This is a genomic window from Dendronalium sp. ChiSLP03b (assembly GCF_034531165.2).
Taxonomy (GTDB): domain Bacteria; phylum Cyanobacteriota; class Cyanobacteriia; order Cyanobacteriales; family Nostocaceae; genus Dendronalium; species Dendronalium minutum.
Map to the genome: position 1 here is coordinate 1 of NZ_JAVRBR020000149.1, position 15,569 is coordinate 15,569.

A 15,569-nucleotide genomic window follows, 5' to 3' on the forward strand; every position below is an offset into this window, starting at 1 on the left:
GGCAGTTTGTGCAGCTTGTCCCCAGTTAGGTGGTGACGCTGGCTGAATATGGAGATGAGTCCAGTGAGCAATCAGGAAGGCAGTCAGAGAAAGAATCAGCCAGCGATACATACCCAGCAGAGTTCCTTGCCCAAAGCGATGCAAACCAAAACGATGCTTTGCGGTTTTAAACCAACCTTCTATCTGCCCTTCGGGTTCGCCAGTTGCTTTATGCCGGGGAACCCGTCCACCGCACTGGCTCACCAACGACGTTTACCCCACCCTTCGGGTTCGGCAGTCGCTCATGGGGGAAACCCCCAAGACCGCACTGCCTCACCACTTGAGAGTAGAAGCCTTGATAGGTCGAGTAGACAAAACAAAACGCTTTTCTAACTTGCCATTATCACGCTTTAAGTAATACCAAGAAACAGTAACAGGAAACTTTAAACCAAACAGATAAACTTGTTGCCCTTGTTGGTGTAAAAGTCTTAACAGTCTACCATCAGCTAATTTACGACTAATAGCTACACCTGTAATAGCATGATATTTGAGTTGACGTATACCCTCAAGAAATTCGACACTGCCACTCATCTGTATCAGCTAAAATAATAGTCTGGAAATGTTGAGTTAAAGATTGCGGTAAACGTTTCACGAGTTTCAATCCAAGCTGTGCAGGGGAGGGCGTTCCCTTACCTCTCCAAACCCGAAAATTCCAAGGAATGCGGCATCTTCCAATTACTAAATAAATTACGACCAGATGCAACCCACGTTTACCATTGTAGACTCTGATTAAATCACTAAATTCTGGAAATTTGCCTCGTTTCTCTAAAGTTGTCAGGTCAATTATTACTTGTAAAAAGGGTTTCCTTCCTCTACCAGATGATGCTAATACATTGAAAACTGTTTGTAATGCGGTGGAACGAACTACACGAATCATCTCCCTAGTTGACCAAGGATTGATATTTAAAAATCGGCTGATTGCACTTGGGGATTTTGTTTGACTGTGTTCGGGTAATGGATGTCCTTGTGCCTCTAAAAATAATGCCAACATCGCTTCTAGGTTCTCTTTTTGGTACGGTGTCGGCATCAATTCTTTTAAGCTGTAAACTAGTTCTTGGGCGTGGGCAAGCATTTTTCTTGCTTTTTATCGAAATACATTTCACGCCCTTTCTCTCATGTTTTGAGATTCAGATGCAATCATATCTATGTCTTTTGTCAAACCGTCTCTGCATTCACTCATCTCACATCTTCTGCATTAATCCCAACTTCTAAGTTATTTTTGAAACAAAAACTACTTACTTGTATCAATTCATCTGTTGTTACAGTTGAACACTGGTTTCTCTGACTTGTACGGGTGACTACGGTTGGTGCAAGAAATGAGTAAAGTAAACTCATAAATCCGAGTAAAGGCGCAATGCATTGCGCCTTTACTCGGATTGAATCTGGGCTTCAGTTTCCTACGCTCCCCAACTCAATGGTACGGGTTGTCGCTGTGCTAAAACTTCACTATACAGTTGTTCTAAGTGAGTAATATTCTTGCTCAGGGTATAACGGTCTAGTACGCGCTTTCTCGCTTTTTGCCCCAACAGAGTTGTTAATTCTGGATGGTCTTGGAATAATGGCAAAAGAGTTCTTAACTGCGATCGCACTGTCTTTGTATTCAGAACTACGCCTGCGCCTTTTTCTAATACTTCCCCGTCTGCACCCACGTCAGTTGCTAAACAAGCTATTCCACACGCCATTGCCTCCAACAGAGACAGGGATAGACCTTCTACTAATGAAGGTAAAACAAATACATCTGCACCCCGCAAAATTTCGATACGTCGGTTTTCATCAGCAACAAATCCTAACCAAGTAACGCCTTCTTCCCAACCATAAAATTGCTCTAAAGATGGCTTCAACGGCCCGTCACCGACAATCAGCAGCTTACTGTCAACTCCCATCTCCGACTGTTTCCAAGCACGAAGGAGGGGTTCGATGTTTTTTTCTGGGGCTATTCGACCTTGGTAGACAAACAAGCGTTCGGCTTTGAATTCTGCTTTGACTGTAGAAAGTCCAGGAGAGTATTTGGTAGTATCTACGCCATTGGGAATCACAGCTATATTTTCTTCTTTTACACCCATGCGTGCCAACAATTCTCTTTGAATTTGGGAAAATACAATTACGCGATCGTAGTTACCCAAAAAAGGCGCGTAGAGTTGATAAGCCAAAAGTTGTGTTCCTGAGATTAGTTTTGCCCCTTTACCTGCAAATGGTGTGTGGAAAGTGGCAATTAAAGGCAAATTTAGTTCTTCACAAATTTCCGGTAGAACAAAGTCGAGAGGAGAAAGGGTTAAGGATGCATGGACTACATCTGGTTTAATGCGGCGCAACGATTGGGTTAAGACTTTGGTCGCTTTGAAAGTGGGAATTGTGTAGACTTGAGATTTATAAATAAAAGGTAGGGGAACTTCTTGACAATTTGGCCAGTTATCAGGTTCAGATTCTTCTTGAGCAAAGTGAAGAAAGCTAACTTGGTGTCCCCGGTCTAGCAAGGCATTTGTAATTTCCCGACTGTAGGTGACGTTGCCACAAAAGGGTGATTTTTTTCCAATCCAGGCTATACGCATTCTTTATTAGCTATGAGAAAAGCAAATTTTATTCATACAGTTTCGTCTCTTTGATTTTTCGTCTTTTATCCTGTTGCACTTCCTGGCTTTTTGTTTACCATAAAATTCCACCCAATACTAATCAATTAGCAAAATTTTGCGTTGATGAAATCAACGCATTTATGGCTAATCTAGCCTACCTAATAACTAGGTTATGCCTATACATTGATAAAAACTTTCTCTAGTTAATATCAAAGTATAACTAGCAAGTTTGCGATATATTTTTGCTGGCATCAGTTTACCACGAAAGTAAAAACTTTAATTAAGTGAGTAATGATGTCAAGGTAGCGAATAATAACTTTTGTGCTACTACTCACGGGAGTTATACCAAGTTAAGATTGCTCCTGAAAAAACGATCGCAGCTAATCCTAAAAACACTGCTTGTAATCCCACAAAGGTTTCTGCGACACCTGCCAATGCTAAAGGCAAAGAAAGAGCAATATTAATTACATTGTTTTGCAAACCAAAGACCTTACCCCGCATTTCTGGTGGGGTTTCCGTTTGGATTGCTGTCTGCATGGGGATACCCACTAGCGCCCCAAAGACACCCAACAGCGCTACCAACAGTAGGATTATCCATAGCTGTGTAGTAAAGATAGAAAGACCAATCAAAGATACTGCCATACCTACACAACCGCACAAGCTGAGTTGCGTATAGGAGAAGCGCTGACCGAACTGACCGAGAATTGTTGCTCCAGCAGCGATGCCAACACCACCAGATGCTAATAAAAAGCCAAATTGGGAAGCTTTTAAGTTAGGAATTATTTCTGCCATGCGAACAGCTAGAACAGTTAATGCCGCAAAGACAGAAAACAAGATAATCAGTTGTAGTAAAGCATTGCGGATATGAGGATTTGCTTTGAGGTAGCCGAAACCATCGCGCAAGTCAGAGAAAACGTGAGGGAATTCTGTTTTTTCGTCATGGGGCTTTTCGTTAGTCACTAAGAGTAACAAAATGACGCTAGCGATCGCATAACTGCCACCCACTAAAATTTCTTTGCCCAACCCATTATTACCACCAAGTTGCAACCAAATTCCATCAGCGATCGCTAACAAAGGTTCTCCAACAGCAAACCCTACAATCACCGATGCCATCATCGTTGTCGTGTACAGGGAGTTAGCCGAAAGTAAGTGCTGTTCTTCCACCACTAAAGGAATTGCAGCCTGTTCTGCCGGTGCAAAAAACTGCGTCAGCGTGGAAACCAAAAAAGTTACGCCCAAAATGATCGCAAAACCCACTGGTAACAATCCTATGGGTTTCCAATCATGAGTCAACCACAACAAAAAGGGAATTGCTAAAACTAGGATGCCGCGCCAAGCATTCGATGCCACCAGTACAGCTTTTTTCGACCAGCGATCTACAAACACACCAGCCACAGAACCAAACAGTACAGCTGGAATGGTGAAAGCCATCATCAATGCTGATACCCAACCACTAATGCTTTGATTACCCGTCTGAAACTGACTGTTAATTAAGGCAATCATTAGCACCAAATACACTTTATCTGCCAGTTGGCAAAAAACTTGACCACCCCAAAGAGCTAAGAAATTAGGATTTTTTAATACAGGTAAAAATCCTTGTTGTTGTACATTTCCCGATGTTGTTTCCTTACTGGAACTAGATACATCTAATTTCGACGGTTCTTTTTTCGGGGTAGTAGCTACTGGCAAACTCTTCCCATTGCTATCTGCCTCAGCGGTGGTTAGGTGGTCATCGGATTGTTTTTCACATTCCTTGGGAATATCGCTTTTTGGGATTTCCGATGTCCAATGTTTATTATTTGTCGAAACGTCTTGTGGGGACATTTCATGACCATTGAGCTGACTGGGTGTAGATTTGGGAACAGCACTTAGGTGATTTGGGACTGTCGGTGCTGATGCCCGATTCTGTTTTTTGGCGTAGTTTGGTGACAAAGGTAGGATTTTTGTATCCAAATCAGACGGTTGCATCATGGTTGGCAGCAAAATAAGAGTCGATCAAGGTAGCGGAGCGAATAGGACGACCTAAATGATACTGAGCATACTGGCGCAAAATCTGCTCAACAGATAACCAGCCAAAATCTTGGGCTGGATTAATTTGCATTATCTCTGGTTGTGACAGCTGTTGGAACATAGCCAGTTCTGTAGAACTTAGGCGGCTAGAAATCGCTGGTATTTCTTGCCTATGGGCAACTGTTTGGTAACTAGATGTTTGGGGTGATTGGTCGATGGGGCGATTGGCTGATGGGATGGGTTTTGAATTCTCCCTGTCTCTTCCAATTTTCCCCTCTGTTCGCAAGCGTTCCCAAGCATCTAAAGAAACCGTACCACCCGCAGGGATACTAAATCCTACCTGCCAGTTGGCATCTGTAACATCTGGCCGTAGGGGTTGTTGAGTCAGGCAACAGACTTGCACCTGGGGTGTCAGTCCTGCCAATGCTAAAAGGTGAAACACTGCATGAGCTAGGTATGCGTAAATACTAAATGTCTCTGTCTTAGGCAATACCTCTAAACGATGGAGATGTTCGTTAAGTAACTCATACAGTTCTTCTTGGGGTTGTTCGCTTAAAGCCTGACACAGTACTATTTCTGCTAAATACTGACTGGCAGACAGTTTTCCCAAATCTTTAGCTAGACCTGGATAAGTTTTGAGTGTTTGTGCTTGAGTAATTTTATCGAGCGATCGCCCTTTAGCAATCAACAGTTCATTGACTACAAACATCCCACTTCTACCGCCTAAGCTGGAGTTATGCTTGCGTGACCCCGGCGCAACTGCTCGAATCAAACCGAATTCTCTTGTCAAAATTGTCACTATTCTGTCCGATTCTCCCAGCGCTTGAGTTTTGAGATTAATTCCAGTTGCTTTATAGGTTCTACTCATTAGTCATCAGCCGTTAGTCATCAGTCATTAGCTATATTGCCAGTAGTCAGTGGTCAGTAATCAGACACAAAAAACTGACAACTGTCAGCTGACAAATGACTATTCTCCCTTTTCCAGGTTATCGCGCTGGCGGATCAGATCGATACTGCGAGACGTGCCCAATCTAGTAGCACCCGCCAGTATTAAATCTAAGGCTTGATTAAGATTGCGAATACCCCCCGATGCCTTAATTCCCACCCTTTCTCGTGCCACTTCTTTCAACAGCCGCACATCCGCCACAGTGGCACCGCCATTCCAACCTGTACTAGTTTTTAAGAATGCCGCCCCTGCATCCATAGATATTTCTGCTGCTAGTTTTTTCTCCGCATCCGTCAGCAGATTGGTTTCTAAAATTACCTTGACCGTTTGCTCAGTCTCTTCACAAATTTCAGCAATCTCTCGATGAACTTGCTCGGTTTTACCAACTTTCAACCAGCCTAAATTGATAACCACATCCAACTCAGTAGCTCCATTTTCCACTGCTTCTTGAGCCTCATACAGCTTGACTGCTGAAGTCGTTGCCCCAGTAGGAAAACCAATCACTGTACAGATTTTTGGGTTCTTACCGTGAAGGAGTTCTGCTGCTTGCTTTACATGGGCGGGATATAAACAAACTGCCGCAAAATGATATCTGTCTGCTTCTTCACACCATTGCTCAACCTGCTCTGGAGTAGCCGTTGGCGTTAATAAGGCGTGATCTATAAATGGCGCAATATCAATATCTGGATAGTCTGCTGCCATCTTTATCTTTTACCAGTAATTGATTATTAATCTTTATAAAAAATTAAGACATTTCTTATATATATATTAAACCACTTAAACCACATTTATTACGAGTTTATCTTGAAAACAAGCCAGCTAGTTTAGTCTACAAGACAATTTTGCTGGTATTCCGGTTTAATTAGGTATTTAATTTGACTTTAATTACTGACGATGTAGGCAACTCAGCAGTATTGTTAGGACTGGTTACTAAAAAATCAAGAATAGTTTGAGCTAAGGCCTTTGATGCCAAATAGGGTACCCCATTACCAATAGTTTTAAACATATTAGTGAGTGACATATTCTCTGGAAGTACAAAATTTTTAGGCAAAGATTGTATAGCTAAAGCCTCGGCTACAGAAATTCGGCGGATTTTGTAGGGATGTAAATGTACTTCATTATTGCCATAGCAAGCTGTCGGAGAGTAACGCCATCTGTGCAAACGTTTGAAAGACTTCTTAGAATCATCTCCTTCATCAACAGTGGCAAATCTTGTGATACCTGCCCTTGGTTGAAAATAGTGTTTAGCATTGGGATGATTTAATACATCATTTTTTCTAAACCAGTATTCAACTGTAAGTTCTTGAGGAATACCATTAGGACAAGGCAGTATAGAATCTTCTTGAAATGGTTCGCACTTTTGCCAAGGATAAGCAAAAACTTTCTCTTGAGAATATAAAATTTGGCTATTCCAATCAAAAAAACTTTTAGATAATAGCTTGTCACTACCAATTTTTCTGTTTATGTCCTTTATAATATTACTTCGCAAACCAACAAGAATAATTCTTTCTCTATTTTGAGGGACACCATATTCAATGGTATTAATTAACCGTTCTGCTAATATATAGCCTGCTTGCTGTAGTTTTTCTTTAAGCGATTCAAAAAATAAACGGTGTTTGGTTGTTTTCCACAAACCTTTAACATTCTCAAATAAAAAAAATCTGGAAGATTACGACAAATTAATTCTATATAAGCACCTGAAATTTTTCCATTATCTCCCCATTGTCCTCTATTTTTTCCACCAATAGAAAAATCAGGACAAGGAGGCCCGCCAATAAAACCGATAATATTATGAGATTTGCGGCAATCTTGTATTAACCCCCAAAGATGTTGTGCTTTTACACCTTCTGTAAGTTTAGTGATGTCTGCTGCTTCGCCTTCATGATATCCGTATTCTGGCGATGGTAAGTTGAGAACTTCTCGTGAATAGCGGTATGCTGCCATGAATGGAGAAAAAATTTCATTGACATAAACAATGTTAAAACCGCTTGTTTCAAAACCTAAATCAAGGAAACCAGATCCAGCAAAAAAAGAGAAAATACAAGGGCGGTCGCTAGCCATTAATTATTTTTAATATATACTAATTACTTAATAGTAACTATATTTTAACATGAAATATTCCTTAACTAGAATTTTAAGTTTTTTATTAATTATTCCACTGTGGTTAGTAATCATTCCAAGCGATTTATTCAGAAAAGCTTGGTATAGTTATAGAAGATATTTGGCAATCAAAAAAGTTCCAAAAATCCTTGATTGGATCAAAACGCAGAATTTGCCTTTAGATACTGCTGATGGATTTGAATTACCTTATTATCTATCACGTATTGATGTGCTGGGTTTTGTTGAAGCGCTCCATACATCTAATGATTGTTACTGCATAATCATAAAGTTACGGGTAGGTTTGAGAACAGACTTTCAAGGCATACTCTATTGTGATTCACCTTTATCATCTCAAGATTTTGGAAAAGGATATGATGACTGTGATTGCATTCATATACCTGGAAGATACAGTTCGGAATATCGCTACTCTTTTAAAAATCTTGTCATAATTAAACGTTATAACAATCACTTATTTGAAGTAAATTATCATCCTTTCAATTCTGAGTGCTACCACCCTATTAACTAGACGAGCAATTTATAATTAAGCTTAATTTCAAGATGCAAAGACGCTAGAAAATACGTAGCGCCTTTGCGCGAAATTATCCAACTGCTTTCTCAGCACCAACAAGTTCAACCTGTTGTGTCTCTGGTAACAAACGCTTTACACTTTGCTTAACAAAACCTTGCAAAAAAGCAATCTGCTGATTTTGCTGAAATACCTTGTGCAAAGTTTGCCGCAACTTGTCCAAATTCAAATTGCTGCCAGAATCGATCGCTATTTCCTGCTGCTCAAAATACTCAACTAAACTTAACCCTGCTACTCTGGTGAGATAAGCCGCACTAACTCCCTGTACAACGCCACCAGCCACAAAGGTGACAGCGTTACTTTTGAGGACAGTGCTAACAGCTTTTGTAGAAAGTTCTACTAAACCCAGTTTCAGCATCAAACTTCCCATTGTTCCGGCTACTGTTTGCGCTTGTTCTAGGGAAAATTTTTGCTGATAGATATTACCTAAATCCATTACCATCTGGGCATTAATTGCCGCAGTTGCCAGAACATCCAGCGCTGGTACTGGGTTTGCAAAGGCAGCCGCCGCAGCTATCCACTGATATTGTTCGATAACGGGGGTGACGCGATCGCGTCTGGTTCCATTCAACAGATTTTTTGCCTCAGCTTTCAGCAACATAGCTTTCCTGAAAGTAGTTGCCCACACTAGCTGTTGTCCCTGCTGTAGCAAGACTTCACTCAACTGCTGCGTTAACTGCTGGATGTCTGGTGCTGGTTGTTCCATCCACTCTTGCACAGAACCATCAGCCTCATGTTTCCGCACTTTGATAGGAACGGGAGACACAGCAGTCGCAACTACATTGTTTTGCATCCGCTGTTTTAACGACAGCAACACGTTAGCACGTTCATCTGCTAAATACTGGTCTTGTTTGTTGAAAACCAAGATTGTCGGCTGATTCGCTGCCTTTAGCTGCTGTAAAACTTGAAATTCTGAATCTGTCAAATCACCATTTGTCAGAAACAGAACAAAATCAGCTTGATTTACTTCGGCTAAAGCAACTGTATGCGATCGCTCGCCTACTTCTCTAAATAAAGGTGCTGTTTCACAGAAGTTAACTTTTTGCTGTATTTCTTGCTGCCAACTAGACTCTAGCACTCGAATTAAAGTGCTTTTACCTACGGATTTACCGCCAGTAACAGCCAGTTTAATTTCTTGCCTGTCTAACTCTAAAACCAACTGGGCAACTTTTTCTTGTAGTGCCTCTAAAGCTATATGGTTTTCTGCCTCTTGTGCTATTTGGTTAATAACGATTTCAGCTTTGGCGATCGCACTTTCCACTGTTGCCCGATCTACAGGCATACCATCTAGCTTCTCTAAACTGCCTTTCGGGCGATTTTGCTGGAATAACCACAAACCACCACCAACAGCTAAGGCACTCAATAAACCGAACTCACTCAGCTGCACTATTGAATGATGCCAACTTTGTAATATCCATAGGGAAAAGGATAGTCCCAATCCTCCCACTAAAATCGGTCGCTGCAACTTCACAACCATGATTCTCCGCGCTTTTTGGAAGGTTTCTACTCCAGAATAGATCAAAAATAAAACAAAACCCCGCAACCTTTACAGATTGCAGGGGTTTCTCTTATCTTCTACTTGGTGGCGGGAAGTGGATTTGAACCACTGACCTTCGGGTTATGAGCCCGACGAGCTACCAGGCTGCTCTATCCCGCGTCGCTTGTTGACTTTTCAACTATAACTCAAACTTAGAAGTTTGGCAACTATAACAGCGATAATTCTCCAACCACTTCTAGACGCTTGTATTTACCCAAAGTCATAAACTTTTCTGCCAAGCTTTCTGCCACGCTAGGACTAACCCAACCCATCTGCTGAAGTAAATGGATAGCAACGGCATATTTGGCCCGTTTTGCCCCATCCAGGACTTTAATTGCTAATCCCATGCCTTCACCAAGTCTGCCAATGCACTGTACTCCTTCAGCACCAGCTTTACTTACCAGTTCCCCTGGAGTTAAACGCATCAGTTCTGTATCAAATTCCCCATCTCCTGCTACCATCGCTGGGTGATGAGTCATGGCACGGACAATACGTTCCATATCCAAGTTGCTACTAGAGGCTAGCAGTGCATACAAAGATGCCATTTGGCCGAGTTGCATGAGATAAGTTGGTGCGCCGCAGTCGTCATGAGCGCTGATAAATTCTTCTGCTGGCATTCGTAGCAACTCAGCTACTTTGCCTAAAATTAACTGCTGTACTGGGTGCTTGCGATCCAAGTAGTTATTCAAAGGCCAATGTCGCTGTTGACAAACAGCTAACATTCCTGCATGTTTACCAGAACAATTGTATTCTAGAGGACTTCGCTTACCCTGAGGAATTGGGCATTGGAGTATAGTCGGGTCGAGATCGGCCCGCCAAAGGATATTGAATACTTGTCGTACCTGCTCGATTGTTCCCTTATGGGAACTTGTGATAATTGCTAAGTCGCGATCGCTTAGGTCATAGCGTTCCAGTGTGCCTGTAGCCGTGACTGCGAGTGCCTGGAATGGTTTGAGTGCTGAACGGACAAATGTAGCAGTTTCAGAGTTTCCGGCAACAGTCAGAACCCGTCCCCGCTCATCGCATACAACAGCCTGGACTATATGTCTCGATTCAATAACACCTTCTCGCAGCAACCGGACTTCCAGTGCTGTGGCTTGAGTTCGTTTTCCCATTGCCATGGGTTAAAATTTATTACCTTTTTTATGAGTTGTCAGTTGTCAGTAGTACAAACAACTGACAACTGACTAATGACTATTTAAAACAAATGCCAAACCATAGTACCAATAAGCAACAATCCAGCCAAGCCAGCAAAGGTAAATTGTAGTCGTCGGAGAATTGGTTTGATATCGTATGCGACAATCAAGCGATCGCGGGTTAGCACTTCTTGAGGCTTTGTCCAGGTTTGACCGTCGTACCAGCCTGACTCTTCGTAAAATACAGTCATACTATACAGGCGATCGCGCACATACTGCCAGCCTAAATACAATCGTACTAAGGTTAGGACTACCCCTATACTCGCTCCTGCTGCACCACAGAGGATAAAATGGGCAATATTTTTGTGTGCGGGAAAACTGGCTGCTGCCACAGGACCTGCCACTAGCCACGATAAACCCCAAATCCAAAGCATTTTCGTGATGTACTGCCGCCAATTTAAGGTGCAATCACGAAACAGCCAGGAGGTTTTTAACTCTTCGTACTCATTGAGTGGTTGTTGGTCTGTGGGAACTGGGCAATTGGAAACCGAAGACCTAATCATGTTGGCTTACTCCCACCATCATCAGATTTTGGAAGGGGAATGCGTTCTGCATGAACCCAGAATGCTTCTAAATTATAAAACTCCCGTTCCTTTGGCATCATGATGTGAACTATAACTTCGCCGTAGTCTTGTAGCACCCAACTCCCTTCGGCTTTTCCTTCTGTCCGCAAAGGACGGCGTTGCCACTCACTTTCTACTTGTGCTTCAATTGCTTCAGCGATCGCCCTGACTTGTACTCTGGAATAGCCAGTCATCATCACAAAGTAATCTGCTAGGTAAGATACATCGGCTACCTTAAGTACTAAAATATCGCCCGCCTTACGGTCTGATGCAGCTTCGGCTATGGTTACAGCTAAATTTCCACTCACCTCATTTTCAGCCTCTGGGCTTCTGAGCGCACTCTTTGTCACTGAGACGGATTTTAATGGGAAATTTCCTTGGAAAAAATCAGACATTCAACCTCAGGTGCTTTATCCCTTTTGTTACAATTTTTACAGTTACCTACAAACAACTATTGAATGGCAACTGTATGCATGGGTTTTTTTGAATACTAACAAAAAAACAGGTATCTATGGGATTGGTTAGACAATTGGCTATTTTGGATTGCAATATCAATCAGAACGAATTGCAGTTGGCTATTACGTTGATATGAATCGATTGATAGCTTCAATCCAAAAATTTTCATGAGCGATCGCAGACTAGCCAAACAGTAAAATGTTTCTTTAGATTGTTCCTAAAGTTGAAAAGCTCAGGATTTGGGTATATTACTGCATCCCACACTTTAGGAATTTTGCTAAAAGTTAAATTTATCATTTAGTATATAGCATAGCAGACTTCTGCATAGTCTACCTAAAGTGTGATTGGCAAGAATTAGCGATAGTTTTTGATTAAAAGCGATGGTGAAATAAAGTTCCATTGCGGACATTGAAGGGAAGTCACAATATTTCTTAGGCATAGTACAACATGGGGTAGTCTATAGTCTTGGTAAGGCAGTCCAGTCTTGAAAAGCCAGTGCAGTGCGGTGATTCAAGCACTATGGGAGGGTTTCTGACCCAGGTGACAGGTGTTAGCAAGGTACTCCTAGGTCGAAGCAAGCTGCGCGTAGCGTCTTGTAAAGAAAGAGCGTTACCCTTACTGCTACAGAAATCGCAGGGTAGGGTCTTAGGGCTTTTATCCAAAAGTAACCGCTGTAGTATTTTCAACGCCAGTGATGTATCAAGAACCACTACTGTGGATGGGTTCCCAACATAAACGAGCCAGCACTATGGTGAGGCAGTCCGATCATGGGGGAAACCCCCAAGATCGGACTGCCGAAAGGGTTTTCCGACGTGAAGCGACTGGCATCAAGTGGCGTAGAAACCACAGCAATTATTATTTTCAGTTTAAGTTAGCTATGACACCATAACATGAGAACATTCTGATTAGGTTTATACTTCCTGTTTTGAAACTACTTTTGACTCAATTGCTTGACTATCTGCGGTTACTGAGTAAAGTAAATTTTCATAATGATTTAAAGCATGTTCAAAAGCATATTGTTCAACGGCGTATTGACGACTGTTATAACCCAGAGTTTTGACTTTTTCCGGGTGTTTGTATAGTTCCAAAATTGCCATTGCTAAAGCTTCGTGGTCTTCTGGAGGAACAATAACTCCACCGCCACTTTGTCTAATTGCTCTTGCTGCTGTACCATTTTCGGGAACAGATGCGACTAAAGCCCGACCACTAGCAAGTAGTACTTGAATTTTTGATGGCATATTGAATGAGATCACATTTTTCTTTTGCACCACCAAGCCAACATCGGCAGCTGCTAGCATCTGTGGTAAATGTTCGCGGGGTTGAAACGGCAATAGCAAAACGTTATCGGCTCCGCAGTCTAGACAATACTGTTGTAATCGCTGCAAACCTTTCGCTTCTCCAACAATCACAAAGGCAATCTCTGGGATATGACGCAATACAGAAGCAGCTTTGACGACAGTTTCTAAACCTTGGGTCAGTGCAATGTTTCCAGAATACTGCACTACAAATTTGCTATTTAGGTTATGTGCCACACGGAAAGGGTTATTTTCTTTGGACAAAGGACGAATGAAATTAACATCAACCCAGTTAGGAATTTGCTCAATTTTGCTCGATTCTATGCCCTTAGATAGTAAGTTTTCTACAAAACCATCGGCAATGACGCTAATTTTAGAGGCGGTACGGTAAGCAAATTTTTCTAATCCAGCAAATACTTTGATGAGCAATTTATTTTTCAGTAGTCCAACATGGACAGCTGCTTCTGGTAATATATCTTGAAGATTTAATACAACAGGGCAGTCACGCAGCCACCCTAAAAGAGCAGCTGGTACACAAACAGGTAGTGATGGCGAAGTTGAGAGAATCACATCTGGCCGCCAGCCAGCGAGAGCAGGCAAAAAACTAGTAACAACGAAGCTAGCGTCTAGCAAGACTCTATCTAACAGATTAGGTTGTGGGCGAATCCAAACATAACTGCGTTGGATTTGAACACCATTTTTATATTCGGTGAAATATAACTTGCCCCGATAGCCTTCGTAAATTTGGCGTTCGGGATAGTTCGGCATAGCAGTGACTACACGTACTTCATGGCCACGTTTGACCAGTCCCTCTGCTAATTCTGTCATCAGTGGGGCGATACCAATTGGTTCTGGATAGTAGTTGTAAGAGTAAATTAAAATCCGCATAACAAATTAGTCAGAGTTTTCTGGATTTGATGGACGATGAAAGTCTTTTTCTTCAAAAAATTATCTTTTTGTCTTTTGAAGCACCCATCATTTAATTTTGTCTTCAAAGGATTTCTATGTCAGTGGTTTGTTATTGAAGATTCAGTAAAATTTGATATTGCTTACTTAAGTATTATTTAGTAGATATTTTACAATTTAGACATAAGTTTAATTGTATAAATTAAAAATTTACTTATAGTAAAAATTCGAGATTAAAAAGTTTTTATATAATATTATTTGTATTTGTGTATAATTTGACATATCTTAATAAAAATAAAATGAATATTTTAAATAGAAAAATTAATTTATTATCCCTAATTGATAAAATACGATTTCAGTATTTTGTATTTAAATTAATTATTTAGATTTGTTCTTAGCATTTAAAAAATCCATGTCTGTTTTTAGAATAGTTGCATTTCCTTAAACAGAAAAACTTTTCACTAGTTGCAAAAATTCTGATAAAACAGGCGTTATCTCTTCTTCTTGCCATACTATAGTCGTTTCTATTAATGGTGTTTTCTCTTCAATTGGGCGGTAAATTACACCAGAACGCTGAAGATTTTGCAAAGAAGAAGGTACGATCGCAATTCCCATACCCGCTGACACTAACCCGATAATTGTCTGCATTTGGATTGCTTCTTGAGTTATTTTAGGGCTGAAATTTCCTTGCTGGCACAGACTCACGATTTGGTCGTAAAGTCCTGGTCCTAAATGGCGGGGAAACATAATAAAAAATTCGTCAGCAAGCGATCGCATTGGTATGCGTTCTTGTTGGGTTAAGGGATGAGTTTCCGGTAAAGCGACAACTAGGGGTTCTTGCTGAATGCATTCTTGATTGAGTGTGTTGTCTTCCAAAGGTGGATGGGCAAAGCCTACATGGATGTGGCGATTTTGTAGTGCTTGCTCTTGCTGAGTTGTCGTTAACTCTTGTAATACCAACTCTACTTCTGGGTACTTTTCTCGAAATTTTCGCAAAATTTGAGGCAGCAAATTGTAAGTGACTAAACTGGTAAACCCCACTCGCAGTTGTCCTTTCTCACCCCTTCCCATTCTTTGAGTTAACTCAATTGCTTTTTCCAGATGAGCCAATAGCTGATAAGTTTCCTGCAAAAATACTTGCCCAGCTTGCGTTAGCTGTACCTGTCGCTTGGTTTTGCGGTGAAATAGTTCTACTCCCAGTTCCGCCTCTAACTGCTGAATTTGCTGGCTTAAGGGAGGTTGAGCAATGTGCAATCTTTCGGCAGCTTTACTGAAGTGCAGTTCTTCAGCTACAGCGATAAAGTAGCGCAGGTGTCGTAATTCCATAGTTTTGATATTTAAAATGTCTTAATTTTGCATAAATAT

12 protein-coding genes, 1 tRNA gene and 2 pseudogenes are annotated in these 15,569 nt (G+C 41.3%); 2 read left to right on the top strand and 13 right to left on the bottom strand.

The features are described from left to right. From RMY31_RS34435 to RMY31_RS34460, 6 genes and pseudogenes are all read right to left on the bottom strand, one after another. Positions 1-1,111, bottom strand: a pseudogene (locus RMY31_RS34435) (hypothetical protein); the annotation flags it as partial. A 325-nt stretch (positions 1,112-1,436) separates the two neighbouring features. Next, positions 1,437-2,588 carry a glycosyltransferase family 4 protein gene (locus RMY31_RS34440; protein ID WP_322659236.1) on the bottom strand — a complete coding sequence of 384 codons (1,152 nt, stop codon included), beginning with the start codon at positions 2,586-2,588 and terminating at the stop codon, positions 1,437-1,439. A 348-nt stretch (positions 2,589-2,936) separates the two neighbouring features. Then, positions 2,937-4,577, bottom strand: a complete 1,641-nt coding sequence (locus tag RMY31_RS34445; protein ID WP_322659328.1) for an MFS transporter — start codon at positions 4,575-4,577, stop codon at positions 2,937-2,939. Next, on the bottom strand, positions 4,564-5,487 hold the full coding sequence (gene recO, locus RMY31_RS34450; RefSeq protein WP_322659237.1) for a DNA repair protein RecO: 924 nt from the start codon (positions 5,485-5,487) through the stop codon (positions 4,564-4,566). Before recO ends, RMY31_RS34445 begins: the two co-directional genes overlap by 14 nt. Before the next feature lie 99 nt (positions 5,488-5,586). Then, positions 5,587-6,267, bottom strand: a complete 681-nt coding sequence (gene deoC / locus RMY31_RS34455) for a deoxyribose-phosphate aldolase (protein ID WP_322659238.1) — start codon at positions 6,265-6,267, stop codon at positions 5,587-5,589. 160 nt (positions 6,268-6,427) lie between these two features. Continuing rightward, a pseudogene (locus RMY31_RS34460) lies at positions 6,428-7,626 on the bottom strand (DNA cytosine methyltransferase). Positions 7,627-7,675: 49 nt separating this feature from the next. Here RMY31_RS34460 and RMY31_RS34465 point away from each other — a divergent pair. Continuing rightward, the gene (locus RMY31_RS34465; RefSeq protein ID WP_322659239.1) at positions 7,676-8,191 is read left to right on the top strand and encodes a hypothetical protein; all 516 of its coding nucleotides are present in this window, start codon (positions 7,676-7,678) and stop codon (positions 8,189-8,191) included. A gap of 73 nt (positions 8,192-8,264) precedes the next feature. Here the strand turns inward: RMY31_RS34465 and RMY31_RS34470 are convergent, their stop codons facing one another. The 5 genes from RMY31_RS34470 to rsfS form a co-directional block, all read right to left on the bottom strand. Next, entirely contained in the window at positions 8,265-9,728 is a 1,464-nt protein-coding gene (locus RMY31_RS34470; protein WP_322659240.1) for a YcjF family protein, read from the bottom strand. A 103-nt stretch (positions 9,729-9,831) separates the two neighbouring features. After that, positions 9,832-9,908: transfer RNA gene (locus tag RMY31_RS34475), tRNA-Met, on the bottom strand. 47 nt (positions 9,909-9,955) lie between these two features. Further along, positions 9,956-10,909 (bottom strand): asparaginase, encoded by a 954-nt coding sequence (locus RMY31_RS34480; RefSeq protein WP_322659241.1) that lies wholly within the window; start codon positions 10,907-10,909, stop codon positions 9,956-9,958. A gap of 77 nt (positions 10,910-10,986) precedes the next feature. Next, positions 10,987-11,487: a CGLD27 family protein gene (locus tag RMY31_RS34485; protein WP_322659242.1), complete on the bottom strand. Its 501-nt coding sequence runs from the start codon at positions 11,485-11,487 to the stop codon at positions 10,987-10,989. Further along, positions 11,484-11,942 carry a ribosome silencing factor gene (rsfS, locus tag RMY31_RS34490; protein WP_322659243.1) on the bottom strand — a complete coding sequence of 153 codons (459 nt, stop codon included), beginning with the start codon at positions 11,940-11,942 and terminating at the stop codon, positions 11,484-11,486. Before rsfS ends, RMY31_RS34485 begins: the two co-directional genes overlap by 4 nt. Before the next feature lie 752 nt (positions 11,943-12,694). Between rsfS and RMY31_RS34495 the strand changes: the two genes are divergently transcribed. After that, positions 12,695-12,892 (top strand): hypothetical protein, encoded by a 198-nt coding sequence (locus RMY31_RS34495; protein WP_409879300.1) that lies wholly within the window; start codon positions 12,695-12,697, stop codon positions 12,890-12,892. Between the two features lie 22 nt (positions 12,893-12,914). Here RMY31_RS34495 and RMY31_RS34500 read toward each other — a convergent pair whose 3' ends face one another. Both RMY31_RS34500 and RMY31_RS34505 read right to left on the bottom strand, forming a co-directional pair. Beyond that, on the bottom strand, positions 12,915-14,186 hold the full coding sequence (locus RMY31_RS34500) for a glycosyltransferase family 4 protein (protein ID WP_322659245.1): 1,272 nt from the start codon (positions 14,184-14,186) through the stop codon (positions 12,915-12,917). A gap of 459 nt (positions 14,187-14,645) precedes the next feature. Then, positions 14,646-15,530, bottom strand: a complete 885-nt coding sequence (locus tag RMY31_RS34505; protein ID WP_322659246.1) for a LysR family transcriptional regulator — start codon at positions 15,528-15,530, stop codon at positions 14,646-14,648. Positions 15,531-15,569: the final 39 nt, after the last annotated feature.

Bases quoted from the DNA above. Each gene is read 5' to 3' on its own strand.
- RMY31_RS34440 (WP_322659236.1), bottom strand. From the start codon at position 2,588: ATGCGTATAGCCTGGATTGGAAAAAAATCACCCTTTTGTGGCAACGTC.
- RMY31_RS34445 (WP_322659328.1), bottom strand. From the start codon at position 4,577: ATGCAACCGTCTGATTTGGATACAAAAATCCTACCTTTGTCACCAAAC.
- recO (WP_322659237.1), bottom strand. From the start codon at position 5,487: ATGAGTAGAACCTATAAAGCAACTGGAATTAATCTCAAAACTCAAGCG.
- deoC (WP_322659238.1), bottom strand. From the start codon at position 6,267: ATGGCAGCAGACTATCCAGATATTGATATTGCGCCATTTATAGATCAC.
- RMY31_RS34465 (WP_322659239.1), top strand. From the start codon at position 7,676: ATGAAATATTCCTTAACTAGAATTTTAAGTTTTTTATTAATTATTCCA.
- RMY31_RS34470 (WP_322659240.1), bottom strand. From the start codon at position 9,728: ATGGTTGTGAAGTTGCAGCGACCGATTTTAGTGGGAGGATTGGGACTA.
- RMY31_RS34480 (WP_322659241.1), bottom strand. From the start codon at position 10,909: ATGGCAATGGGAAAACGAACTCAAGCCACAGCACTGGAAGTCCGGTTG.
- RMY31_RS34485 (WP_322659242.1), bottom strand. From the start codon at position 11,487: ATGATTAGGTCTTCGGTTTCCAATTGCCCAGTTCCCACAGACCAACAA.
- rsfS (WP_322659243.1), bottom strand. From the start codon at position 11,942: ATGTCTGATTTTTTCCAAGGAAATTTCCCATTAAAATCCGTCTCAGTG.
- RMY31_RS34500 (WP_322659245.1), bottom strand. From the start codon at position 14,186: ATGCGGATTTTAATTTACTCTTACAACTACTATCCAGAACCAATTGGT.
- RMY31_RS34505 (WP_322659246.1), bottom strand. From the start codon at position 15,530: ATGGAATTACGACACCTGCGCTACTTTATCGCTGTAGCTGAAGAACTG.